The sequence below is a fragment of the Streptomyces sp. NPDC051976 genome (assembly GCF_040680795.1).
GTDB lineage: Bacteria > Actinomycetota > Actinomycetes > Streptomycetales > Streptomycetaceae > Actinacidiphila.
This window is the reverse complement of record NZ_JBFAXL010000011.1, coordinates 61,663-85,207: the sequence shown is the minus strand read 5'-3', so window position 1 is coordinate 85,207 and position 23,545 is coordinate 61,663. Positions and strand designations below refer to the sequence as shown.

The following is a 23,545-nucleotide window of genomic DNA, read 5'->3' as shown; positions in this document are numbered from 1 at the left end:
CGGGATTCGCACCACCTGGTACGGCCGTAAGTGCCGTGCCCCTGCCCGAAGGGGGATCTTCGTGTCCCGTTTCACCACCCGCTTCGTCGCCACCGCGCTGGCTTCCGGCGCCCTGCTCGCCGCCGCCGCGCTCCCGGCGTCCGCCGCCGACCACCACCAGCGCTTCCCGCAGCGCTCCTCCGTGGTCCTGGGCGCCATCCAGTACGACAGCCCCGGGCCGGAGAACCGCTCAGTCCGGTCCCTGGACGAGGAGTGGGTCACCGTCGCCAACACCGGGCGGCACGGGGTGGATCTGGCGGGCTGGACGCTCTCCAGCTCCGACCGCCACACCTACCGCTTCGGCCACCTGCGGCTCGCCGCGCACGCGTCGGTCCGCGTCCACACCGGCGTCGGCCGCGACACCGCGCGGGACGTCTACCAGGACCGCCGCGACTACGTGTGGGACAACCACGCCGACACCGCCACCCTGCGCGACAACCGCGGCCACGTCGTCGACACCGAGTCCTGGGGCCACCGCGGTGACGACCGCGGCCACGGCCGCGCGGACGACCACGGCCACGGCCGCGGTGACGACCACGGACAGGGCCGCGGTGACGACCACGGACAGGGCCGCGGTGACGACCACGGACAGGGCCGCGGTGACGACCACGGCCACCGCGGTCACCGCTGACCCCGTCCTGATCGCCGAGTTCACCCTTTCCTGAGCCAGGCAGGGGCGGGACACACGCCATGTGTCCCGCCCCTGCCGCGTGTTGGGACGTCGGCCGGGTGCCGTGGAAGATCCGTGCGTTCTGCGCCCAACCGCCGCCCGGCCGTTGGGCGGAGCGGCACAATGGGGGAGTGCCTGACTTCGCCGAATTCCGCCTCGCCGACGACACCGTGGTCCGTCTGGAGCTCGCCCCCGTCGGAGCGGAACCTCCCGTGTCGGACGACCCTTCAGGCGACCCGTCGGACGGCAGACCGGACGCCGCACACGCTGCGAACGGCGAGGCGTGGGACGGCCAACTCGACGACCTGCCCGAGGGGTTCAGCACCCCTGTTCCGGCGGGACGCGGCTCGCGCGGCGCCGCACTCGCGGCCGGGACGCTGCGCGGGGCACTGCGGCCGCTCGGGCTGGTGATCCAGGAGGTGCACGATTCCCTGGGCGCGCTCGACAACCCTCCGCAGGAGGTCAGCGTCGAGCTGGGCGTGCAGATCGGGCAGGACCTCAAGATGGGGATCGTGGGGGCCAACGGCCAGGCGAGCATGAAGGTGTCCGCCACCTGGCGGCTGCCCGCCGCACCCGCCACCTCCGCTGCCTCGCAGGCGAACCCGACGGGTGCGCCCGGCGCGTCCGGCCCGGCACCAGGAGCGGGTGCGCGCTAGATGACGTGGTTCGGACCGTCCTCGGACGGCGGGGGGCACGGCCGCGCGGCCGTGGTCACGGTCTACAAGGCCGCGACGGGCCGCACGGCGGGCGCCGCCGTACAGCTGTCCGGCCGCTGGGTGCTGACCTGCGCGCATGTCGTCAACGACGCCCTCGGCCTGCCCCATGAATCGGTGGCGCCGCCGCCCGACACCCCGGTCGACCTGGGGTTCGCCGCCCTGCCCGGCGCGCCGCGGCGCCAGGCCCGCGTACGGCACTGGATACCCCGGCGGCCCGCCGCGCCCGGGGCGATGGCCTGGCTCGGCGACCTCGCGGTGCTGGAGGTGGCGGGCGACCCGCTGCCGCAGGCCCGGCCGGTGGTCTGGCGCGAGATGACCGCCGGGCAGCACCTGGTGGCTTGGTACGGCAGCGGCCAGGAGTTCAGCTACGCGAAGGCCGAGGTCGGCTCCTGCGACGGCCCGCTCGGCTACCTCGACGGAGACCTGGCGGGCGCCGCCATCGGCCCCGGCTACAGCGGCGGCCCGCTCTGCCAGCCGGACGGCAGCGCCGTCGGCCTGGTCGTGGCGCACCTCCCGGCGGCCGCCGTGTTCTCCCCGCAGGACGTCGTCCGGCGGACGATCGCCATCCCCTGGCAGACCGTACGCACCGAACTGGCCGCGGCGGGCGTCCCGGGCGAGGTGGCTGGTACGGGCCTGGCGGACCCGGGGGCGACGCCGTACGCCCATCTGGCCGCGCGCATGGCGCAACCGCTCGCCGCACTGCTGGGCGACCCCGTCCTGCGCGCCGACCGGGCGGGCCAGCTCGCCGAGCGCTACGGGGTGGGCCGCCCGCAGGACGGTTCGGCGCCCACCTGCCACGACCTGGCCGGATTCCTGCTCCAACACCCGCGCGGCACCGCCGACTTCGCCGAGATCCACGCCCCGACGCTGAACGGCCGCACGCAGTGGGCGGCGCTGTACGAACTCGTCTGCCTCGGCCACGGCGAGGGCGCCGCACTGCTGCTCTCGACCGGCGAGTACGACGAACTGCTCGCGCACCTCGCGGAGTTGACCGCCGCGGACGGCACCCTGCTGCCACGGGCCGCGCGGGGCGCGCTGCCCTACGCCCGGCTGCCCGCGGCGCTGCGGACCTCCCGGCTGGCGCCCGGCGCGCTCGGCGAGGCGGCCCGCGCCCTGGAGTCCTTCGGCGGGGACAGCGCGCACGTCCCGCACGACACGCCCAGGGTCCCGGCACTGCTGCGGGTCGTGGAGTACCTGGCCGCGCTCGGCACCGACGGGGCCGCGCTGCGCGCCTGGACCCACCGGGTCGCCGGGCGGCTGGGGATCCCCGCCGCCGCGCTGGCCGAACGCCGCCAGGACGCCGCCGAGTGGGCGGCGCGGCAGCACGAGGGGCGGCGCCGCACCGTCGTGGTGGAACTCGAACGGCGGGACGACGACCCCGGCCACCATTTCCGCTGCGCGATGTGGCGTACCCGCCCGGACGGCACCCCCGCCCAGGTGGAGACCGGTGCCGAAGGACCGCTGTCCAGCGCGGCGATCGCCCGGCTGATCCGGGACGCGGCCGAGGTCACCGACGGCACGCCCGGCGGCACGGTGCTGGTCGAGATCTGGCTGGACGACGCCCAACTCCAGCTCCCCGTCGACGAATGGGACGACGGCGGGCCGGACGCCGACCTGCCCGCGCCGCTCGGCGAGGAGTACCACGTGGTGCTGCGCTGCCGCACCCCGCGCCGCAACTCCTCCGCGCTCGCCCAGCGTTGGGCGGCCCGCACCCTCGCGGAACCTCTCGTCGTGGACGGCAGCTCCACCGACCCCAAGTCGGCGATCGTACGGTTGAAGAAGGAGCGGGCCTGCGGCCGGGTGGTGATCCACGGGCCGCGGGCGCACCGCGACACCATGCTGCGGGCCTGCCTGGTGCTCGGAGTTCCCGTGGTGCTGTGGGACCGGAACGCGAGCGGATACGATCACGCGCCGCGGCTCGACCCGGTGGGCCCCACAGGTCCGTTGGACGGTCTGCCGGAAAGGGTGCGGCGGTTCCGGGTCGACACCTACGCGGATCCGGCGACGTACCCGGCCCGCCCGGCGCTCGTCTGGGAGGACCCCGGCCGGCCGCTACCGGACGGACTGTGGCTCGCCGATCCCGAAGGCACAGAGGTGTGAGGACATGACCGACAACAGCGAGCGGGACTGGCAGCTCTTCCGGGGAGACGGGCACGCCAGGGAGCCCGTGCTGCCGCCCGCCCCGCCGTGGCGGCGCTTCAGCGACGCCGAAGGGCCGCGCGCCCGCCCGTATCTCATCGGCCCCCGCGAGACACATGTCGTGAACGCCGCGCTCCACCTGCGCCGCCCCCTGCTGGTCACCGGCCACCCCGGCACCGGCAAGTCCTCGCTGGCGCAGGCGATCGCGCACGAACTCGGCCTCGGGCAGGTGCTGCGCTGGCCGGTCAACAGCCGCTCCGCGCTCCAGGACGCGCTCTACCGCTACGACGCCATCGGACGGCTGCGGCAGACCACGCTCAGCCGCGACCGCGGCGAGGCGGAACCCGGCATCGGCACCTATGTGCGGCTCGGGCCGCTCGGTACCGCGCTCGCCGCGACCGGACGGCCACGCGTGCTGCTCGTCGACGAGCTGGACAAGGGCGATGTGGACCTGCCCAACGACCTGCTGGCGGTCTTCGAGGACGGCGAGTTCGAGATCCCGGAGCTGGCCAGGCTGCCCGAGGAGGAGTCGGCGGTGGACGTGCTGACCGAGGACCTCGGCGCGCGGGTGACCGTCGAGCGGGGACGGGTGCGCTGCCGCGAGTTCCCCGTCGTGGTCATCACCAGCAACGGCGAACGCGACTTCCCGCCCGCGTTCCTGCGCCGCTGCGTCCGGCTCGACCTGCCGGAGCCGGACCGCGAACGGCTCCGCGACATCGTCACCGCCCACCTCGGCGCGGACGGCCTGGCGCAGGCCGAGGACCTGCTCGACGCCTTCGAGAACCGCAGGGCGCCCGGCGAACTGGCCACGGACCAGCTGCTCAACGCGGTGTTCCTCCGCGTCGGCGGCGTGGACACCGACGCGGAGGGACTGCTGGACGCCGTCTTCCACCGGCTCGGCCGGACGGTGTGACGGGGGGATGGAACGGCTGCGGCGCGTCCTCGACGACTGCGGGGTCACCCTGACCCCGGAGGAGCTGCTGGACGTCCTGTGGCTGGCCCGCCGGGTGCCGGTGGGCGGGGACAGCCCACTGGCCCAGGCCGTGGGCCCGCTGCCGGAGCCCGACGGGGACGCCGAGCCGGAGGACGCGGCCCCGAGTTCGCCCGACGGCCTGCCCGCGCCGCCGGAACCGCCGGCCGTCCCCGTACACGCCGCGGGCCGGCCCCGGGAGGACACGGACTCCGCACCGGGAGCGGCCGTGCTGCCGGTACGGCTGCCCGAGGACCGCGCGCTGGGCACGGGCGGGCTGCCGCTGGGATGGGCGCTGCGACCGCTGCGGCTCAGCCGGCCGCACGCCCGCCGCTCCGAGATGGACGAGGCGGCGACCGTCGCCGCCTACGCCGAGACCGGGCTGTCCGATGTGGTGCTGCGGCCCGCGCGTGAGCGCGGACTCGATCTCGTCCTCGTCGTGGACGACGGCCTGTCGATGCTGCTCTGGCGACGCCTCGGCGTCGAACTGCGCGCCCTGCTGGAGCGGTTGGGCGCCTTCCGCGCCATGCGCCTGTACGGTCTCGGCACTCGCGGAACCGACGCGCCGTACCTGTCGTCCCGGCCGTTCGGGCAGGGCGCCCGGCTGCCCGCCTCGGTCGCCGCCGACCCCTCGGGACGCAGCCTGGTCCTGGTGGTCAGCGACGGCGTCGGCGAGGCGTGGCGCGACGGCCGTATGCGGCTGGCCCTCGACCGCTGGGGGAACATGGGCCCGACGGCGGTGATGCAGGTGCTGCCGCCCCGCCTGTGGCAGGGCTCCGGCATCCGGGCGGAGACCTGGAAGGTGACGGCCCGTCAAGCCGGGGCGCCCAACAGCGCCTGGGTCGTGGACGATCCGCTGCTGCCGCCCGGGACGACGGACTTCGACGCGGTGCCCATCCCGGTGCTCCAGCCCACGGCCACCGCGGTCGCGGCCTGGTCACGCCTGGTCGGGAACGGCGGCACCTGCGCGGAACTACCGCTGCTGGCACCCGAATTCGCCCCACGGCAGCGCGGCCCGGCGCCGACCCGCGGCAGTGATCCCGCCGACGCCGTACTGCGTTTCCGCGACGCGGCGACGCCCGCCGCGTACCGGCTCGCCGCGCATCTGGCGGTCCTGGGGCCGGTGTCGGTACCGGTCATGCGGCTGGTGCAGCAGGCGGTGCCGTGGGGGTGCGAGACCTCGCATCTGGCGGAGGTCTTCCTCGGCGGCCTCATGCGCCCGGTCGCGGACGATCTCCCGCCGCACCAGCGCAGCTTCCAGTTCGCCTCCGACGCCCGTCGGATCCTCCTCGACGCCGTCCCCACCGCGGAGTTGGCCACCACCAGCCGTGCCGTCGCCGCCCGGCTCAGCGCACTCGGCGGCCGACCGGGCGACTTCCCCGCGTGGCTGCCGCATCCGGGCGGCACCACGACGCTGCCCGCCGCCGTCCGCCCGTTCACCGCCCTGGACCCGGCGACGCTGCGCGGCAGGGGCGCGAGCCCCACGGAGATCCCGGGCGCCTCCGAGGCTCCGGAAGCCGAGGACATCGCGGAGACTTCCGCGGAGTCCGTGGAGTCCACGGCATCCGTGACGGAGATCCGCTTCGCGCCGCCACCGCCGCAGGCACAGCAGGCACCGCAGTCGGCGCCGGGATTCGAGTCGTTGGCGGCGGCGGAGGTCTCCGACGCTCGCCAGGAGACCGTTCGATCGGCCGACGCGTCCGCCTCGCGCGGCTGGGAGCCGTTGCGACCCCAGGATCTGCGGCGGCTGCCACCGTACGAACTGCTCGCGCGCAACGACGGCGGGGCGGACGTCGTGGTCTTCCTGGGGGAGGACCCGCGGGGCCAGCGGGCCGTGATCCGGGTGCCGCGCACACCGGAGACCGCGCTCGCCCACGACATGGTGACACGCGAGACCGAAGCGCTGCGGCGGATGAACGGGCGGTACGCGCCCCGTGTTCTGTACTCCGGCCGGGACAACGGGACGCCCTACCTCGCCGTCGAGTTGATCATCGACGAGCGCGGCGACCCTGCACCGACCTTGGAGGCACTGGCCGTCGAGGAAGGCCCGCTGAGCCGGAGCCCGCGTTTCGTCTCCCTCGGCTGGCAGCTCGCCGAGGCGCTGAGCGTCTGCCATCTCAAGGGCATGCTCCATCTCGGTCTGAGCTCCAGGTCCGTCGCGGTGTCGTTCGGTTCCGTCTACCTCGTCAACTGGTCGCGCGCGCACATCGACGGCCGACCGCCGGGGCCGCTGGCGACTCAACGGGCGGCGCAGGCGTACCGCACCCCGGACAGCGGCCGCGGCGAGATCCCCGACCCCGCCACCGACATCTACGCCCTCGGCCTGCTGCTGATGTCGGCCGCCAGCGGCCAGGTGCTGCGGTACGCCCCCGACCGCGCCGCGCTGGATGCGGTCTCCATGCCAGGACTGCACCCGGAGTTGCGCGCGGTGCTCGAACGCTGCGTGCGCGAGACTCCGGCTCGCCGCCCCACCGCCCGCGAGGTGGCCGATGTCTTCGCCGCGCACCTCACGGGACAGACCACGCCGCCGGTCGGGGGGCAGCAGGGGCCCGGAACGCCGCAATTCGCGCCCCAGGCACCGTTGAGCCAGGCGGCGGGGGTCCAGTCGGCACCGCAGCCGCCCGCTCAGCCCATCAGTACCGCGCCCGCGGAGCGGCGCCTGTCGCGGTTCTGGCCGACTGGAAGGCGGGCGGAGGCGGAGCGGAAGCGGCAGCTGATCCGTACTCCGATGCCGTCCTGCTACCGGATCGCGGTGATCAGCCTCAAGGGCGGCGTCGGCAAGACCACGACGACCACCGCGCTGGGCGCCACGCTGGCCAGGGAGCGGCAGGACAAGGTCCTGGCGATCGACGCCGACGTGGAAGGGGGCACGCTGGGGCGGCGGGTGCGCCGCGAGACCGGCGCCACCATCCGCGACCTGGTGCAGGCGATCCCGTACCTGAACAGCTACATGGACATCCGGCGGTTCACCTCGCAGGCCCCGTCCGGGCTGGAGATCATCGCCAACGACGTGGACCCGGCGGTGTCCACGACCTTGACGGACGAGGACTACCGGCGGGCGCTGCACGTGCTGGGCCGCCAGTACCCGGTGATCCTCACCGACGCGGGTACCGGCCTGCTCTACAGCGTCATGCGCGGCGTGCTGGACCTGGCCGACCAGCTGATCATCGTCTCCACGCCCTCGGTGGACGGTGCCTCCAGTGCGAGCACCACCCTGGACTGGCTCTCCGCGCACGGCTACGCGGATCTCGTGGCGCGCAGCATCACGGTGATCGCGGGTGTGCGGGAGAAGACCGGCGGGGCGATCAAGGTCGACGACATGGTCGCCCACTTCCGGACCCGCTGCCGCGGCGTGCAGGTGGTGCCGTTCGACGAGCACCTCGCCACGGGCGCCGAGGTCGACCTCGACAAGATGCGGCCCAGGACCCGCGAGGCGTTCGTCGACCTCGCGGCCATGGTCGCCGAGGACTTCGGCCGCGGGCGAGAGGGCATCGAGTGGACACAGCGGTGAATCGGCTCGTCGACGCATCACCGCACACCGCGTCGCGTGGCGGCGTCCGGTGCCGTGGGTAAGGCTGGAGGTATGGACGGAGAGCAGCACCCCAGTGAGGCGGAGGCCGTGCACGGCACCGTGGTGGCCGGTCTTGACGGCTCGGCGGAGAGTCGGGCCGCTGCCGACTGGGCGGCGCGTGAGGCCGTACGGCGTGGTGCCTCGCTGACGCTGCTGCACGCCGTCGAGCCGACCGTGGGGCGCTGGGCCGACGCACCACCCCCCGGTGTTCCCGGCGAGGGCCCGACGGCGGTGGTCGCCGATGAGCTGCGGGACACGTACCCCGCTCTGTCGGTCAGCCCGGACGAAGCGGCCGGTCAGGCGCTTCCGGTGCTGTTCGCCGCCGCGGATGACGCCGACCTGGTGGTGCTCGGCTCGCGTGGGACGGGCGCGGTGGAGGGGTTCCTGCTCGGCTCCGTCGCCCTGAACGTCGCCGGGCAGGCGCCCGTGCCCGTGGTGCTGGTCAGGAGCGCGGAGGAGTCCGGCGGCGCGGTGAGCGGCGAGGTCGTCGTCGGCCTCGACCTCGCGGGGCCGGGCGACGCCGTCCTCGCGTTCGCCTTCGGCGCGGCGGCGCGCGCGAACGTACCGCTGCGCGTGGTCCACGGCGGCGATCCTGAAGGTCACCCTGCGGGTGGCGAGGCGCACGCCGACGCGTTGGAGCGGGCGCTGAGCCCGTGGCGGGAGAAGTACCCGCACACACAGGTGATCGACGAGGCCGTCGTCGGCACCGCCGACCGGCACCTCCTGGACGTGTCCTCCGGCGCCGGGCTGCTGGTCATCGGCCGCCGCGTCGACCGCTCCCGGCTCGCCCCGCACATCGGGGCCGTCGCGCACACCCTGCTGCACCACGCACGCGTACCCGTCGCCGTCGTCCCGCACGAAGGGCCGTGACGGCCCTCACCCTGTTCACCCGGCACCATCGCCGTGGCGGGCACACGTCGGCCGATAACCTGGGGCCATGTTCATCCTGGAGCTGACGTACGCGGTGCCCAACGACCAGATCGACGCGTTGCTGCCGGAGCACAGCGCGTGGCTGCGCCGCCAGTACGACGAGGGGCGCTTCCTCGCGGCCGGGCGCAAGGTGCCGCGCACCGGCGGGGTCATCGTCGCGGTCGGCGAGGACAGGGCGGAGATCGAGGCGGTCGTCGCCACCGACCCGCTGATGGTGAAGGGTGCGACGGAGTACCGGATCACGGAGTTCCTGGCCACGACGACGGCGCCCGCCCTGGACGGCTACCGGCAGCAACTGCCGACGGCGTGACACCGTGACACCACCCCGGGGCTAACGGCCGCCGGGGTGATGGCTCCTGACGATCCGTGAGACCCGGTAGCGCAGGTCGGTGATGACCCAGTCGCCGTCCGCGGTGCGCGTCGCCTCCAGGCTGACCGGGCGCCCGAGCCGCTCGCGGGCCTGCCGCGCCAGCGCCCGCAGCCGGAGGCGGTCGAGCCAGTGCGGGGCGCTTTGGCCGTCGGCGGCCCAGAGCCGGACCCGGCCGCGGTCGCCGGACTGCGCGAGGACACGGCACCCGCCGGTGGGTACGCGCAGCACCACGATCGCCCAGGAACCGCCGTCCCGGCTGGGGTTCTCCAGCCGGTCGTACGCCAGCGTGGTGTAGACGCCGTCGAGCAGCCCCTCCCAGGTCGAGCCGTCGCACCGCGAGGGCCCGACACCCAGCCCGCTGCGCGGCCCGCGGTCCGAGAGCATGACGCCCACCGGACCCCGCGTACGACGCCAGGCGTGTTTGAGTCCGTCCAGCCGCTCGTCGGTCGCGACGCCCGCCACGGTGACGGCGACCCCCTCCGCCACGGGCAGCCCGAGCCGGTGCGCCATGGCCAGCAGACACGCCCCGTCGCCCACCAGCCGCGGATCCAGGGCGTACGTACTGCGCAGGCTCACCGCGAGCGGGACACCACTGGCATCGCTGAGCACATCACCGGGTTCACCTGCGGCAGTTGGCATCAGGTACCTCCTGGGGTGCGGTCGTGGACAGCCGTGACGACGGATAGGACGCAGGACGGAGCCATCAGGGTGACCGGATCCGGCGGCGATCCGCACCAGGTGCGCACGTCACCCGGATGCGTGCCTCGCCGGTCGCTGAGCTGCCGGTTCGGTGACGATGGTGAGGCGGTGAAGCGGTGACCACGGCCGAAGGGATGCGATGTCGCAGTATCTGTTCCGGCTGGCCCGGTGGGCGTTCCGGCGGCGGCGCCTGGTGCTGGCGGTGTGGCTGGCCGCCGCGGTGGCGGCCGTCGCGCTCGGCGTGCTGAGCGGCGGGAAGACCAACGACACCTTCACCATCCCCGGCACCGAGTCGCAGCACGTCTCCGATGTGCTGTCGCAGAAGGTCCCGGTGCTGAGCGGCGCCCAGACGCAGGTGGTGTTCGCCGCGCCGCCGGGCTCCGCCGTCACCGCGCCCCGCTACCGCACCGGAGTGGAGAGCGCGCTGGCGCGCCTGCGGAGGGTGCCGCAGGTGGTGTCGGTGTCCGATCCCTTCACCGCGCACGCGGTCTCGCCCAACGGCCGGGTGGCACTGGCACAGGTGCAGTACTCGGCGTCCGCGCCGCAGGTCAAGGACTCCACCCTGGACGCGGTCAAGACCGCCGTGCTGCCCGCACAACGCGCCGGGGTGCAGGTGGAGTACGCCGGCAGCGTCTACCCCGGCTGGCGGCTCGTGCCCTCCGAGGCGCCCGAACTCATCGGCCTGGTCGTCGCGTTCATCATCCTGCTGATCACCTTCGGCGCCTTCGTCGCCGCGGGTCTGCCGATCCTGACCGCCGTCATCGGCGTGGTCATCACCCTGATGGGTGTCACCGCGATCGCCGCCGTGGTCAACATCGCCTCGGCCTCCACCACCGTCGCCCTGATGCTCGGCCTGTCCTGCGGCATCGACTACGGGCTGTTCATCCTGTCCCGCCACCGCAACAACCTCCTGACGGGCCTGGAGCCCGAGGACGCCGCCGCGCTCGCCGCCGGTACGGCGGGCAGTTCGGTGGTCTTCGCCGCGCTGACGGTGATCATCGCCCTGTGCGGTCTGTCGGTGGTCGGCATCCCGTTCCTGACGGTCATGGGCCTGGCCGCCGCAGCGGCGGTCTTCACCGCCCTGCTGATCGCCCTGACGCTGCTGCCCGCCGCGCTGGGCTTCGCGGGCCGAAAGGTCACCCGCTTCATCAGCACCCCGCTGCGCCGCGGCCACCACGAGCGGGTGGCGAAGATCGCCGCCACCCAGCCGCAGCGCACCTTCGGGTCGCGCTGGGCCCGTTTCGTCGTCGCCTACCGCGCCCCGGTGCTGGTGGTCGGTGTGGCGGTGCTGCTGCTCCTGGCCTGGCCGTTCTTCACCAGCATGCGGCTGGGCCTGCCCAGCGGTGCGTCCAAGCCCACCTCGGACACCTCGCGCAAGGCGTACGACCTGACGACCGCCAGCTTCGGGCCCGGCTTCAACGGCCAACTCCTGGTCGTCGCCGACGGTGTCCCCGACCGCGCCGCCTCCGCCAGGATGGTCGCGGAACTGGCCAAGGTGCCGGGCGTCGACGCCGCCAACCTGGCGCTGCAGCAGAACGGGACGGCGGTCATCCGGGTCATCCCCACCACCGGGCCCGACGACCAGGCCACCACCGACCTGGTCCACCGTATCCGCGGCGACCGCGCTGTCCTCGCCGGTGACACCGGAGCGCTGGTGCTGGTCGGCGGCACCACCGCCTCCAACATCGACGTCTCCGCCAAACTCTCCGCCGCCCTGCCGGTGTTCCTCTTCGTCGTCGTCGGACTCGCCTTCATCCTGCTGACGTTCGCCTTCCGCACGATCCTGGTGCCGATCAAGTCGATCCTGGGGTTCCTGCTGTCGGTGTCGGCCGCGATCGGCGCGCAGGTGGCGATCTTCCAATGGGGCTGGGGCAGGCACCTGTTCGCCATCACTCCCGCGGAGACCATCAGCTTCCTGCCGATCCTGATGCTCGCGATCATCTTCGGACTCTCCAGCGACTACGAGGTCTTCGTGGTCTCGCGCATCAAGGAGGAGTTCACCAAGTCCGGTGACGCCCGCGGCGCGGTCGAACGCGGTACGGGGCTGGCCGCCCGGGTCGTCACGGCCGCCGCCCTGATCATGTTCTTCATCTTCGTGGCGTTCATGTTCACCAACGACCCCACCATCAAGGCCATCGGGTTCAGCTTCGCGGTCGGTGTGTTCCTCGACGCCTTCGTGGTCCGACTGACCCTGGTGCCCGCGGTGATGGCCATGGTCCGCGCCAAACTCTGGTACCACCCGCAGTGGTTCGCGAAGTACGTGCCGGACCCGGACATCGAGGGCGAACGCCTCCAGCACAACCTGCACACGACCCCCGCGAAGCAGTCCGACTCCGTCCCGTAGCCGTTGCCCTTTCCTGTGCGGACACGCCAGGCGGCCGGAAGTCGTCGGTCCGGCACAGGCCGGTTTCCGCGGCGGACCGGGTCAGTACGGGCATGGACAGAAAATGGGTTCTGGGGCTCACTTCCGCGGCCTCGGTGATGGTGGCGCTGGACGCCACCGTGGTTTCGACGGCACTGAGCCGGATCCGGCTGGATCTCGGCACCTCGATGGAAGAACTCGAATGGACGGTCAACGCCTACAGCCTGAGCTTCGCCGTCCTGCTGATGACCGGCGCCGTGCTGGGCGACCGGTACGGGCGGCGGCTGCTGTTCACGACCGGTCTCGCCCTGTTCACGGCGGCCTCGGTCGCCTGTGCGCTCGCCCCCGGCGTGGGATGGCTGATCGCGGCGCGCGCGGTGCAGGGGGCGGGCGCCGCGCTGGTGGCGCCGCTGGCGATGGCGCTGCTCAGCGCCGCCTATCCGCCACGGGAGCGGGCGAAGGCGCTGGGGCTGTTCGGCGGGCTGACCGGGCTCGCGGTGGTCGGCGGGCCGGTGGTGGGCGGCGCCGTCACCCAGGGGCTCGCCTGGCAGTGGATCTTCTGGATCAACCTGCCGATCGGCCTGGTGGTCATCCCGCTGGTGCTGCGCCGGGTGCCGGAGAGCCGCGGCGGTGGCGGCGGCACGGACGCCGCCGGGCTGCTGCTCGTCAGCGGCGCCGCGCTCGGCCTGGTGTGGGGCATGGTGCGCGCCGACGCCACCGGATGGGGCAGCGCCGAAGTCGTCGGCGCGCTGCTCGCGGGTACGGTCTGCGGGGTCGCGTTCGTGCTCTGGCAGCGGGTCGCCCCGCGGCCGATGGTGCCGCTGGGCCTGTTCCGGCTCGGCGGCTTCGCGGCGGCCAACACCGCCGGGCTGTTCCTGTACGCCTCCCTCTACGGCTCGCTGTTCTTCGTGTCGCAGTACTTCCAGAACGGCCGCGGTGACAGGCCCTTGGCGGCCGGGCTGCACCTGCTGGCCTGGACGGCGGCGGTCACCGTGGTGGCGCCGGTCGCCGGGCGGCTGGTGAACCGGGTCGGCGCCCGGCCGCTGGCCACGGTCGGACTGACCCTGCAGGCGGCCGGGATGGGCTGCCTGGGCCTGCTGGCCACGCCGTCCGTGCCGTACTGGGAGCTGGCCGGTCCGATGCTGGTGGCGGGAGTGGGAGTGAGCATGGCGATGCCCGCCGCCCAGACCGCCGTACTCAACGCGGTGCCGCCCGAGCAGATCGGCAAGGCGTCCGGGGTGTTCAACACCGGGCGGCAGTTGGGCGGGGTGTTCGGGGTCGCGGTGGTGGCCCTGGTGTTCGGCAGGTACGGGAGTTACGCGGGACCGTCCGCCTTCACCGACGGGTTCGCCCCGGCGATCGCGGCCAGCGGCGCGCTGTCGCTGGCCGGTGCGGCGGCTGCCCTGGCCATACCGCGCCGCCGTCCCGCCCCGGCCGCCCCGGAGCCCGCCGCGCCCGTGCTCACTCCGAGCGGCTGATCGGCTCGGGAAGGCCGGACCCGGACGGACCCGGGCGGACCCGGACGGACCCGGACGGTCGACGACGCCCGCGCGTGCGCCGTCGGCCGTCCGGGGGAGGAGCGTCGGCCGCCGTTCGGCCGGGTGGCGGTGCGCGCCGGGTGTTATGCCGATTTTCGAGGGATTCGTCCGCCTATAGTGCGGCATGAACCGTACCCGGACGGCGCTGCTGTGCGCCGCCTCCCTGCTCGCCGCGACCCTTCCCCTGACGCTGGGGGCCGCGACGGCGACCGCTCATTCCACCGACGCCGCCGATGCCGCTTTCGGCGGGAACGGGGACGGCTGTGTCACCTCCCCGCGCCACCCGGGCGGGCAGGCGGGCGACGTCGTCGACGTGGCCCGGCAGGCCAAGAAGGACCTCGACCTCAACGCCGTGCTGCTGAAGGTGACCGTCGACGGCCGCAATCTGGTCACCGACGCGCTCGGCGAGTCCATGACCGGCGTCCCCGCCGAGCCCGCCATGCACTTCCGCGCCGGTTCCGTGGTCTTCCCCTATATGGCCGACGTCCTGCTGCAACTCGTGGAGGAGGGGCGGGTCTCGCTGGACGACCCCGTCTCGCGCTGGCTGCCCGAACTCCCGCACTCCCGGCAGATCACCCTGCGCATGCTCGGCAGCAACACCTCGGGACTGCACGACTACGTCACCGACCCGGCGTTCCTCGCCGAGTTGGAGGCGCATCCGTTCAAGCACTGGACGCCGGAGGAAGTCGTCGCCTTCTCGCTCAGCCACCCGCTGTGGTACGAGCCGGGCACCAACTGGAGCTACAGCCACGCGAACTACCAGATCCTCGGCGCCGCACTCGAGCGGATCACCGGCACCCCGATGGGTCAACTGCTGCGGGAGCGCGCGTTCGACCCGCTGGGCATGGACGAGACCACCGGCAACCTCACCCCCGACATCCCCTCGCCGGTGCTGCACGCCTTCACCTCCGAGCGCGGCACGTACGAGGAGTCCACGTTCTGGAACCCGTCGTGGACCGCGTATCCCGGCGCGGTCATCACCAGCGACATCTGCGACCTGGCCACGTCCGCGCGGGCGGTCGGCACCGGGGCGCTGCTGTCGCCCAGTTCCTTCAAGGTGCAGCTCGACCCGGGGACCGTCGGCCTCGGCGGCCCCACCGCCACCTGCCCGGCCACGGTCTGCATCGCGCAGACCGAGGCGCAGCACTTCGGGCTCGGCGTCATCGTGTCGCACGGCTGGATCGTGCAGAACCCGTCGTTCTCCGGCTACGCCGCCTTCCAGGCGTACCTCCCGTCCGCGCACCTGGCCATCGCGGTCTCCACGACCAAGGGCCCGAACGCCCCGGACGGCAACACCGCCGAGGTCGTCGGCCAGCGGATCGCCGCACTGCTGGCACCGGGCCATCCGATCGGCCTGTGACCGGCTGAGCTTCCGGTACGCCACCGCCCCGGGCTGTTCGCGCCGGGGCGGTGTCATGCGGTCACTGCCGCTGGGCGAGGATCAGTTCTGCAGGCCGCTGGTGAGCGCGCCGAACAGCGAACCGCTGGGAGTGTCGCCCGACATCTCCCAGATCATCGCGCCCAGCAGGTGCTTGGACTTGATGTAGGCGGCCTTCTTGCCGATCGACCATGTGTCGTCGAAGGACCACCACTGGCCGTTCGCGCCGGTGTAGCCGTACGTGGCCACGGTCTGGTCGTTGTGGTAGACGGTCAGGCCCGGCACGCCGGTGATCAGGTTGTTGTAGCCGCGGGTGCCGGCCTCCTCCGCGAACTGGCCGGGTGCCGCGCCGTTCGCGGTCTGCCACTCGCCGTGCGCCCCGCCGTCGGCCACCTGCTGCCAGCCTCTGCCGTAGAACGGCAGGCCGATGGTGAGTTTGCGTGAGCTGACCCCGGCGTTGAGGTACAGCTGCACCGCGCTGTCGACACTGAAGTCGTTCGGGTACGGCGACTTGGGGTCGGGGTAGAGGTTGGCCTGATCGCCGGTGCGGTTCGGCTCCCAGGAGTTGTCGCTGCCCGAGCCGTGGAAGTCGTAGCCCTGGATGTTCTCGATGTCCAGGCTCTTCGAGACCTGCGGCAGATCCCAGCCCGCGGCGATCTTCTTCGGGTCGGCCGGGGTGAAGGCGGTGAGCAGCTTGTGGTTGCCGCCCAGCGCGTCCAGCTCCTTGCGGAACTCGGCGATCAGGGCGGTGAAGTTGGCCTTGTCCGCGGTGTTCCAGTGGTTGCCGGGGTGGCCGTCGGGCGAGCCGGGCCACTCCCAGTCCAGGTCGAAGCCGTCGAAGATCCCGGCGGCGACACCGGGCCCGCCCGCGCCCTCGGACGGCGGCAGGTTGCCCTTGATGTACATGTCGATGCAGGACTGCACGAACTTCTTCCGGGAGGCGTCGGTGGCGGCCACGTCGGAGAAGTACTTCGAGTACGTCCAGCCGCCGAGCGACATGACGACCTTGAGGTTCGGGTACTTCGCCTTCAGCTCCTTGAGCTGGTTGAAGTTCCCGCGCAACTTGCCCCAGCCGTCGTCCGCCTGGCCGTTGACCGACTGCGACGCCGGGAACGCCCGGCCGTAGTCGGCGTCCGCGTCACCGGCGCCGTCGCCCTGGTTGGGGTCCTCCGGGTCCTGGGTGGTGCCCTTGGTGACGCCGTTGAGGCAGGTCAGATTGGTCGGATCGATGTTGCCGAAGGCGTAGTTGACGACGTCCAGCTTGGCCGCGGCGCCCGAGGTGTCGAGGTTCTTGACGAAGTACTGGCGGCCGTAGATGCCCCACTGCACGAAGTAACCGACCTTGGCGTAACCGCCGTTGCCCACCGGGTCCTGGGTGGTGACGGACACGGTGTTGCTCGCGGGCGAGGCGTTGTCGGCCAGGTCGCGCGCCTTGACGGTGAAGCCGTACGTGGTGGCAGGCGCCAGACCGACCAGCGTCGCGGTGCGGGTGTCGGCGGGCACGGTCGCCATCAGCGTCGAGCCCTGGTAGACGTCGTAGGCCGCCACCCGGATGTTGTCGGTCGCCGCGTCCCAGGACAGCTGGACGGTGCTCGACGTGACGGTCCCCGCCCGCAGGTTGCCCGGTGCGGTCGGCGGGACGGTGTCGGTCGACGGGTCGAAGGTCGTGGCGGTGATCACGGCACTGGCCGGGCCGAGATTACCGCGGGTGTCCTTGGCCCGTACCGCGAACTGGTACGACGTCGCCGGGGACAGGTTCTGGACGGTGGCCGTGGTGGTGGCGCTGGAGGCGACCACGGTGGTGCCGCGCAGCACGTCGTAGGACGCCACGGGGAAGTCACCGGCCGCGGCCGCGGTCCACTTCAGGCTCACCGTGTGCGCGGTGGCATCGGAGACGGTGACACCGGTCGGCGCCTTCGGCGGCACTGCCGGACTGCCGTCGCACTTGTCCCCGTTGATCAGGCACCCGGTCGGCGTGGTCATGGGCCCCGACGCGGAGAAGGTGTAGCTGTACGGGTAGGTCGAACCGTTCGCCGGGACCGTGGAGTTGTAGTAGGCGGGCGTGACGACGACATGGGAGCCGCTGACGGCACTGGTGCCGTACAGCTCGCTGGTGATCGTGACACCTGCCGGGAGGTCGAACTCCAGGCTCCAGCCGTTCACGGCGGCCGACGAGCCGTTCTTGACGGTGTAGGTGCCCGACCACGACGAGCCGCTGCCGGTGCTGCTGAACTGGGCGGTGAGCGGCCCGGCGGCGTGCGCGGCGGGCGCGGTGAGCCCGACGAGCCCGGCCAGCGCCAGGGCCAGCGTGGTGAGTCCGGCGGCCAGCCGCCGATGTGCGCGCGCCGGCCGACGGGGGTGGTGCGGCGATCTGAGTCCTCTGGATAACACGGCTCTCCTCGGTGGTGGGGGGATGGCCCGGACGGCCCGTGGAGGGGCCGCGTCGGGGTACCTCACAGTCAGGACAACCGAGTTCACCGGGGACGGCAATGAGCCGGACGAACAATTGGACTGTACCAATTCGGCCGTGAATGACGACGTCGGAGCCATCGCCGCAGATGAAAAGGGACTAGACCAATTGCCGCAATTTTACGATTACTTGACCTGATGCCGGATGCGGGCGCTCCCGCTACGGCCGTGGGGACGGCCGTAGCGGGAGCACCCCTGGTCAGCTCGCGGTGCAGGAGACCGTGGGCCAGGTCCAGGTGCCGTTGGTCTGCAGGGTCATGCCCCAGTTGTTGCCGCTGCCGTTCGGCTTGGCGACGAGTACCTGTGCGCTGGGGTAGTTGGCGGTGATGTTCCAGGTCGCCATGACCTTCTCGGGCGCCGGGACGTTCACCGTCACCGTCCAGTTGGCGGAACCGGACACGGCGACGTTGAGGTTGTAGCGGTCGCTCCACTGCTGACCCGCGGAGAGGGTCGCGGTGCAACTTCCGCCGCCACCGCCGCCGGTGGTGCCTCCCGTGCCGCCGGTGGTGCCACCTGTGCCGCCGCCCGTCGTGCCGCCGCCGTCCGGGGCGACCGCGCGGCCGGTCTGCGGTGAGATCATGCCCGCGCAGAGGCCCCGGCTGGCCAGACCCTGGGCGATCCGGGGGATCGCGGCCAGCGTGTTGGCGGGCCACTCGTGCATGAGGATGATCTGGCCGTTGGTGAGCCGGGCGTTGGCCTGCACGATCGCGTCGGTGCTCGCGCCGTTCCAGTCCTGCGAGTCGACGTCCCAGATGACCTGCGTCAGGCCGTACTTGGCCTCGACCGCCTGCAACGTCGAGTTGGTCTCACCGTACGGCGGGCGGAACAGCTTCGGTGTGCCGCCGCCCGCGCTCGCGATGGCCTGCTGGGTCCGGGAGACCTCGGAGTCGATCTGCGCCTGGCTCTCCTGGATCAGGTGCGGGTGGGTGTAGCTGTGGTTGCCCACCCACATCCCGGCGTTGACCTCGGCCCGGACCTGCGCGGGATAGGCGGCGGCGTACTGGCCCTCGTTGAAGACGGTGGCCCGCAGCCCGTTCTGCGTCAGGGCGTTGAGCAGTGCCGGTGTGTGGTCGTTGGACGGGCCGTCGTCGAAGGTCAGGCCGACGTAGCCGTTGCAGGTGGCGGCCTGCGACGGCGGGGCGTTGACGTCGAGGGCGAAGGTGCCCGCGACGGCCAGCGCCGCGGCGGCGAGGCCCGTGAGCAGCGCGCGGGCCGATGTGAGTGACGTGTACCGCATGGGGATGGGTCCTCCTCGGGTGTCTCGGGGGTCGTCCCCGCGGTCAGCTCGCGGTGCAGGAGACCGCGGGCCAGGTCCAGGTGCCGTTGGTCTGGAGGGTCATGCCCCAGTTGTTGCCGCTGCCGTTCGGCTTGGCGACGAGTACCTGTGCGCTGGGGTAGTTGGCGGTGATGTTCCAGGTCGCCATGACCTTCTCGGGCGCCGGAACGTTCACCGTCACCGTCCAGTTGCTGGAACCCGTGACCGTGACGTTGAGGTTGTAGCGGTCACTCCACTGCTCGCCCGCCGACAGGGCCGCGGTGCAACTCCCGCCGCCGCCACCGCCGGTGGTGCCACCCGTCGAGCTGCCGCCGGTGCTCCCGCCGGTGGTGCCTCCCGTGGTGCCACCTGTGGTCCCGCCGCCCGAACCGCCCAAGGTGATGGAGGAGTTGCCGCTGCTCTGGTAGCCCTCGGTGGCGAGGATCATGTAGTTGAAGCTGCCGAGGTTCATGCCGTGGCTCGCCCACGCGTCGAAGTGGTTGCCGGTGGTGATGGTTCCGCCCGTCCGCTTGGCCTGCCGGACGCTCCAGTACTGGTTGAACGTCCTCGTGCCCTCGATCGACGGGGCGTTGACGCGCTGCGTCTCGTAGATGTCGTACGTTCCGCCGTCGCTGGTGACGGTGCCCTTGTATGTGCCGGTGGGCTTGTACGTGCCGTAGTTGTCGACGACGTAGTACTCGACGAGGGGGTTGGTGGTCCATCCGTACAGCGACAGATACGCGTTGCCGGACGGGTTGAAGCTGCCGGAGTAGTTCACGCTCGTGCGGCCGCCGGTGCTCCAGCCCTTGCCCGCGACGAAGTTCCCGACATTGCTCCACGACGTGCTGTAGCTCCCGCCGGAGCCGAGGTTCATCGAGACCGAGCCGCCGCCGTCGGTCCAGAAGGAGTAGTAGTAGCCGTTGTTGGTGCCGGTCTGGTTGGTGGTGACGACCGTGTCGGCGTTGGCCGTTCCCGGCAGGATCAACGCGGCCACGGCGACCAGCAGCACCGCGCAGGCACCGCTCAGAAGCAGCCGGACGCGGCTCGCCGGGGTGAGACGGCCGCGCCCGCGGCCCGCCGGTTGAGGCATGGCGTCATTCATGGGCGTGGTTCCTCCTTGAAGTGGGGGGAAGAGAAGCCAGGCAGTGGCGAACAGTGTTGGTCTGGCGCAAATCACTGTCAACAGTTTCGGCAGGTATTTCGAAACGTTCGAGCCGGAACGGTGCATGGCTCCGATGGTGTATGTGCTGCTCAGTGCACATGGGAGGCGGCTCGGGTCACACGGCGATCGCGAGACGTCAAAGAGTTGGCTCGCTCGCCAATTCCATGGCACCGAAACTTTCGACCCCCGTGGCCGGCCCAGAGAACGGCCTCGTCCCGCCCGGTCGTGCGGCGGGGGATAAAAGGGGCATTTCGGTGGTATTACGGATGTGAAGGGTTTCGGCCCACGGGGGCGTGCCAGCCACCCGTCGGCGGCGGGTCGCCCCTGTCGAACCGGGAGAGGCTGGCCATGAACTACCCACTTCTCGACGCGTTCTGGACGATGCTGTGGTTCTTCCTCTGGATCGTCTGGCTCATGCTGCTGTTCAAGATCATCGGCGACATCTTCCGCAGCGACGACCTCGGCGGATGGGGCCGGACGGGATGGCTGTTCTTCGTCATCCTGCTGCCGTTCCTCGGCGTGTTCGTGTACGTCATCGCCCGCGGCAAGTCGATGACCGGGCGCGACGTCAAGGCGCTGCACAGACAGGACGAAGCGGCTCGCGCGTACATCAAGGACGCCGCGGGGACGTCCGACCACGCGGACCAGCTCGCCAAACTCGCCGAGCTGAAAGCCAACGGAAGCCTCACCGACGAGGAGTTCAGGAACGCGAAGGCCAAGATCCTCGCCTGAGCGCCGGTCCGGGACTCGCCGAAGGCCCGGACCCGGGGCGCTGGGTCAGGAGTCCGCCGCGACGGACCCCCGCTCAGTGCCCCAGCGCCGCCTTGGCGGCCACGATGATCAGGCCGAGGACCAGGTTGGCCAGCCCCTCGATCGCCGCCTGGCGACGGCTCGCACCGGCCCTGACCGCTCCCACGAACGCCCAGCCGACCTGCTGGGCCACCGCGACGCCCAGCGCGAGCCATGACGTCCCGGTCAGGCCCAGCCCCAGCAGCGGGCTGATCAGCACCGCCGCCGCGGGCGGCAGCGCCGCCTCGATGATGGGCCGCTCGTGGCGGCCGATCCGGCGGGCCTCACGCCAGGAGGGCCCCTTGCCGACCCGCCGCTCCCCGGCGAGCCGCGCGTACACATGCGCGGCCCAGAACACCACGCCGGTCACCACCAGCAGGACGGCGAGCTGGACCCGCGGATAGTCACCGACGGTGCCCGCCGTCGCCACCACCGAGGCGGCGAGCATCGAGCCGTAGACCGCCCCCGCGTAGTCCGTGTAGGCCCGCGCCGCCGGCGCTCCCTCGCGCTCCCCGTCGCGGGGAGGTTCCTCCGGACCGCTCATTCCGCCGACCCTAGGAGGTGGCCGCGGCGACCGGCCCGCTCCTCCCGCCGCCACGCGGGCGGATCAGCCGATCGGCCGCCGGGCGGGAGTCGCCCGGCGGCCGAGGTCACTTGCCCGGGCGGTCAGGAGGCAGCTTCCAGACGGGTCCGGCCCACAGGAAGGTGTCAGCGGTGTGGGGTACGAGGGTGTTCGTCGGCATGTAGACGTCGTGCTGGAGCAGGGTCCCCGTGCGCGGCTGCACCAGCAGCGACTCCCCGAAGCCGTGCCACACAGCGCCGGACATCGTCATCGAGATCTGCGTACCGGAACGCCCCGTGATGTCCTTCCGCGTGCCGTCCAGGTGGACACCCGGAAGCTGGGCGAGCACCCGGAAGAGCGCGGCCCGCAGCTTCGGGGGTGCGGGCGACTGCAGCAGCTGGGCGACCTCGTCGAACATCAAGGCGTTGTTGCCGTTACGAACGGTGAGGGCCGTCCGCAGCCGTGTGGTGTCGGTGGGGAGCCGGTCGAGGCCCGTCAGGTCGACCGCCGTGCGGCCCAGGTACCAGTGCATGGTCCGCTGGTCGTTGGTGATCTTGAGGTACTGGTGGCTGTCTCCCATGTACTGCCGCTCGGAGCCGTCCTTGGCGGAGATGTAGACGGTCGTCGTCACGGGCTTGGGGTTGCCCCCGCTCTGCAACGACACGGTCTTCCAGTACGGCGCCCCCTTCATGCGCCCCACCGCGGTGACCGGGGGCCCCGCCTCCATGCGGTCCGCGAGCTCGTTGAGGAAGGTCGCCGCGTTCGCGCTGGCCGCGGGCTTGCCGCCGCCGAAGCTCACGGCGGGCAGTACGGCGATGCAGGTCGCGGCCGCGGCCACCAGCGCGGCCGAGACGATCCAGCGGCGCCGCAGCAGGCGGTGCCGGGCCGGAGCCGTGACGGTGGCGACGTCCTCAGGGGCGGCGGCCGGCAGTTCCCGCTCGACGGCGGCGTCGACGACCGCCTGGACGCGGGCGAGGACGTCGGCGGAGGGCGGTGTCACGGTACGGGCCGCGAGCAGCCGCTCCCCGCCGGGCAGATCGAGGTCGAAGGTGTCGTCCTGGTGGGCGGCCGGCATCCGGCCGCCGGTGCTGTCGTTCATGCCGGACCTCCTGAGAGTCGAGGGGCCGGGAGAGGTGACACGGCCGGGTGGAGGGCGTCGCGCAACCGGGTGCGGGCGCGGTGGAGCCGGGAGCGGGCGGTGCCCTGCGGTATGCCGACCACGGCCGCCGCCTCGCTGGGCGTCAGCTCCTCCCAGATCACCAGGAGCAGCAGTTCGCGTTCCACCGCCGGGAGTTCACGCATGGTGTGGCGGATCAGCGGCGCCACCGCGGCCGCGTCGAGCCGCTGGTCGACCGCGTGCCACGGGTCGGTCGCGGCGGTCTCGTCCACCGTGGCGGCGCTCACCGCCTGCGCGCCGCGCAGATGGGCGGCGAGTACGTGCCGTGCCACGCCGAACAGCCAGGCGCGGGCGGTGCCGCGGGCCGGGTCGAACCCGGCCCGGCCCGCGAAGGCCCGCAACCAGACCTCCGCCAGCAGGTCGTCGGCCGCCGCGGGCGCCCGCCGGGCCAGATAGCCGTGCAGCGCGGCCGAGTGCCGGGGGACCAGCGGGGTGAAGGCCGCCGGATCGTCGGCCGAGTCCGCCAGCGCCGCATCGTCCGCCGCACATCCGTCTGCGGTGCTTGCGTCCGCCGCACTCCCGTTTCTTGGTTCTGTCGCCCGGGCCGCGGGCGTCACGCGGTCCGCGCCGCCCTGATCTTCCTGTCGCATCGCCTCTCCTCGCCGGGCCGGTCGGTCCGCCGCCCACAACGATTACTTGTCCGCGCCGGGCGTGAGCGTTCGCACGGTGTGCGGGCGGCGACCGGCGGCGGGAGAAATCGGGTGTTTCGCGGCGTCCGGCGAGGGCAGCCGCAGAGCAGAGCTGAGGGG

At 72.5% G+C, this 23,545-nt stretch carries 18 protein-coding genes; 11 read left to right on the top strand and 7 right to left on the bottom strand.

From position 1 onward, the window contains the following. Window positions 1–61: 61 nt before the first annotated feature. The 7 genes from AB0M29_RS14605 (at window position 62) to AB0M29_RS14575 (ending at window position 9,345) form a co-directional block, all read left to right on the top strand. Window positions 62–670 (top strand): lamin tail domain-containing protein, encoded by a 609-nt coding sequence (locus tag AB0M29_RS14605; RefSeq protein WP_365382608.1) that lies wholly within the window; start codon window positions 62–64, stop codon window positions 668–670. Window positions 671–840: 170 nt separating this feature from the next. After that, on the top strand, window positions 841–1,365 hold the full coding sequence (locus tag AB0M29_RS14600) for a CU044_2847 family protein (protein ID WP_365382607.1): 525 nt from the start codon (window positions 841–843) through the stop codon (window positions 1,363–1,365). Beyond that, complete coding sequence (locus AB0M29_RS14595) at window positions 1,366–3,525, top strand: trypsin-like peptidase domain-containing protein (RefSeq protein WP_365382606.1); 2,160 nt, start codon at window positions 1,366–1,368, stop codon at window positions 3,523–3,525. It begins immediately after the preceding gene. Window positions 3,526–3,529: 4 nt separating this feature from the next. Then, complete coding sequence (locus AB0M29_RS14590; RefSeq protein ID WP_365382605.1) at window positions 3,530–4,477, top strand: MoxR family ATPase; 948 nt, start codon at window positions 3,530–3,532, stop codon at window positions 4,475–4,477. Between the two features lie 7 nt (window positions 4,478–4,484). Beyond that, the gene (locus AB0M29_RS14585) at window positions 4,485–8,045 is read left to right on the top strand and encodes an SAV_2336 N-terminal domain-related protein (RefSeq protein ID WP_365382604.1); all 3,561 of its coding nucleotides are present in this window, start codon (window positions 4,485–4,487) and stop codon (window positions 8,043–8,045) included. Between the two features lie 72 nt (window positions 8,046–8,117). Then, entirely contained in the window at window positions 8,118–8,975 is an 858-nt protein-coding gene (locus AB0M29_RS14580; RefSeq protein ID WP_365382603.1) for a universal stress protein, read from the top strand. Window positions 8,976–9,042: 67 nt separating this feature from the next. Continuing rightward, window positions 9,043–9,345 (top strand): YciI family protein, encoded by a 303-nt coding sequence (locus AB0M29_RS14575; RefSeq protein WP_365382602.1) that lies wholly within the window; start codon window positions 9,043–9,045, stop codon window positions 9,343–9,345. Between the two features lie 21 nt (window positions 9,346–9,366). Here the strand turns inward: AB0M29_RS14575 and AB0M29_RS14570 are convergent, their stop codons facing one another. Continuing rightward, a complete protein-coding gene (locus tag AB0M29_RS14570; RefSeq protein WP_365382601.1) occupies window positions 9,367–10,044 on the bottom strand; it encodes a hypothetical protein in 678 nt (225 codons plus the stop codon). A 199-nt stretch (window positions 10,045–10,243) separates the two neighbouring features. Here AB0M29_RS14570 and AB0M29_RS14565 point away from each other — a divergent pair, with 199 nt between their 5' ends. The 3 genes from AB0M29_RS14565 (at window position 10,244) to AB0M29_RS14555 (ending at window position 15,364) form a co-directional block, all read left to right on the top strand. Continuing rightward, window positions 10,244–12,448 carry an MMPL family transporter gene (locus AB0M29_RS14565; protein WP_365382600.1) on the top strand — a complete coding sequence of 735 codons (2,205 nt, stop codon included), beginning with the start codon at window positions 10,244–10,246 and terminating at the stop codon, window positions 12,446–12,448. A gap of 92 nt (window positions 12,449–12,540) precedes the next feature. Continuing rightward, the gene (locus tag AB0M29_RS14560) at window positions 12,541–13,944 is read left to right on the top strand and encodes a DHA2 family efflux MFS transporter permease subunit (RefSeq protein ID WP_365382599.1); all 1,404 of its coding nucleotides are present in this window, start codon (window positions 12,541–12,543) and stop codon (window positions 13,942–13,944) included. Between the two features lie 184 nt (window positions 13,945–14,128). Next, window positions 14,129–15,364 carry a serine hydrolase domain-containing protein gene (locus AB0M29_RS14555; protein ID WP_365382598.1) on the top strand — a complete coding sequence of 412 codons (1,236 nt, stop codon included), beginning with the start codon at window positions 14,129–14,131 and terminating at the stop codon, window positions 15,362–15,364. Between the two features lie 81 nt (window positions 15,365–15,445). Here the strand turns inward: AB0M29_RS14555 and AB0M29_RS14550 are convergent, their stop codons facing one another. The 3 genes from AB0M29_RS14550 to AB0M29_RS14540 all read right to left on the bottom strand — a co-directional run bounded on the left by AB0M29_RS14550 (window position 15,446) and on the right by AB0M29_RS14540 (window position 20,208). Continuing rightward, window positions 15,446–17,773 carry a glycosyl hydrolase family 18 protein gene (locus tag AB0M29_RS14550; RefSeq protein ID WP_365382597.1) on the bottom strand — a complete coding sequence of 776 codons (2,328 nt, stop codon included), beginning with the start codon at window positions 17,771–17,773 and terminating at the stop codon, window positions 15,446–15,448. Between the two features lie 277 nt (window positions 17,774–18,050). Next, window positions 18,051–19,088, bottom strand: coding sequence for a polysaccharide deacetylase family protein (locus tag AB0M29_RS14545; RefSeq protein WP_365382596.1), 1,038 nt, complete (start codon window positions 19,086–19,088; stop codon window positions 18,051–18,053). 43 nt (window positions 19,089–19,131) lie between these two features. Further along, window positions 19,132–20,208, bottom strand: coding sequence for a glycoside hydrolase family 11 protein (locus AB0M29_RS14540; protein WP_365382595.1), 1,077 nt, complete (start codon window positions 20,206–20,208; stop codon window positions 19,132–19,134). A 408-nt stretch (window positions 20,209–20,616) separates the two neighbouring features. Here AB0M29_RS14540 and AB0M29_RS14535 point away from each other — a divergent pair, with 408 nt between their 5' ends. After that, entirely contained in the window at window positions 20,617–21,000 is a 384-nt protein-coding gene (locus tag AB0M29_RS14535) for an SHOCT domain-containing protein (RefSeq protein WP_365382594.1), read from the top strand. Between the two features lie 73 nt (window positions 21,001–21,073). On the opposite strand, the gene AB0M29_RS14530 is transcribed toward AB0M29_RS14535, so the two are convergent. From AB0M29_RS14530 to AB0M29_RS14520, 3 genes are all read right to left on the bottom strand, one after another. After that, on the bottom strand, window positions 21,074–21,601 hold the full coding sequence (locus AB0M29_RS14530; RefSeq protein WP_365382593.1) for a hypothetical protein: 528 nt from the start codon (window positions 21,599–21,601) through the stop codon (window positions 21,074–21,076). A 106-nt stretch (window positions 21,602–21,707) separates the two neighbouring features. Further along, a complete protein-coding gene (locus tag AB0M29_RS14525) occupies window positions 21,708–22,718 on the bottom strand; it encodes a hypothetical protein (RefSeq protein WP_365382592.1) in 1,011 nt (336 codons plus the stop codon). After that, on the bottom strand, window positions 22,715–23,386 hold the full coding sequence (locus AB0M29_RS14520) for a sigma-70 family RNA polymerase sigma factor (RefSeq protein WP_365382591.1): 672 nt from the start codon (window positions 23,384–23,386) through the stop codon (window positions 22,715–22,717). Before AB0M29_RS14520 ends, AB0M29_RS14525 begins: the two co-directional genes overlap by 4 nt. Between the last annotated feature and the right edge of the window lie 159 nt (window positions 23,387–23,545).

Bases quoted from the DNA above. Each gene is read 5' to 3' on its own strand.
- AB0M29_RS14595 (WP_365382606.1), top strand. From the start codon at position 1,366: ATGACGTGGTTCGGACCGTCCTCGGACGGCGGGGGGCACGGCCGCGCG.
- AB0M29_RS14590 (WP_365382605.1), top strand. From the start codon at position 3,530: ATGACCGACAACAGCGAGCGGGACTGGCAGCTCTTCCGGGGAGACGGG.
- AB0M29_RS14585 (WP_365382604.1), top strand. From the start codon at position 4,485: ATGGAACGGCTGCGGCGCGTCCTCGACGACTGCGGGGTCACCCTGACC.
- AB0M29_RS14580 (WP_365382603.1), top strand. From the start codon at position 8,118: ATGGACGGAGAGCAGCACCCCAGTGAGGCGGAGGCCGTGCACGGCACC.
- AB0M29_RS14575 (WP_365382602.1), top strand. From the start codon at position 9,043: ATGTTCATCCTGGAGCTGACGTACGCGGTGCCCAACGACCAGATCGAC.
- AB0M29_RS14570 (WP_365382601.1), bottom strand. From the start codon at position 10,044: ATGCCAACTGCCGCAGGTGAACCCGGTGATGTGCTCAGCGATGCCAGT.
- AB0M29_RS14565 (WP_365382600.1), top strand. From the start codon at position 10,244: ATGTCGCAGTATCTGTTCCGGCTGGCCCGGTGGGCGTTCCGGCGGCGG.
- AB0M29_RS14560 (WP_365382599.1), top strand. From the start codon at position 12,541: ATGGACAGAAAATGGGTTCTGGGGCTCACTTCCGCGGCCTCGGTGATG.
- AB0M29_RS14555 (WP_365382598.1), top strand. From the start codon at position 14,129: ATGAACCGTACCCGGACGGCGCTGCTGTGCGCCGCCTCCCTGCTCGCC.
- AB0M29_RS14545 (WP_365382596.1), bottom strand. From the start codon at position 19,088: ATGCGGTACACGTCACTCACATCGGCCCGCGCGCTGCTCACGGGCCTC.
- AB0M29_RS14540 (WP_365382595.1), bottom strand. From the start codon at position 20,208: ATGAATGACGCCATGCCTCAACCGGCGGGCCGCGGGCGCGGCCGTCTC.
- AB0M29_RS14535 (WP_365382594.1), top strand. From the start codon at position 20,617: ATGAACTACCCACTTCTCGACGCGTTCTGGACGATGCTGTGGTTCTTC.
- AB0M29_RS14530 (WP_365382593.1), bottom strand. From the start codon at position 21,601: ATGAGCGGTCCGGAGGAACCTCCCCGCGACGGGGAGCGCGAGGGAGCG.
- AB0M29_RS14525 (WP_365382592.1), bottom strand. From the start codon at position 22,718: ATGAACGACAGCACCGGCGGCCGGATGCCGGCCGCCCACCAGGACGAC.
- AB0M29_RS14520 (WP_365382591.1), bottom strand. From the start codon at position 23,386: ATGCGACAGGAAGATCAGGGCGGCGCGGACCGCGTGACGCCCGCGGCC.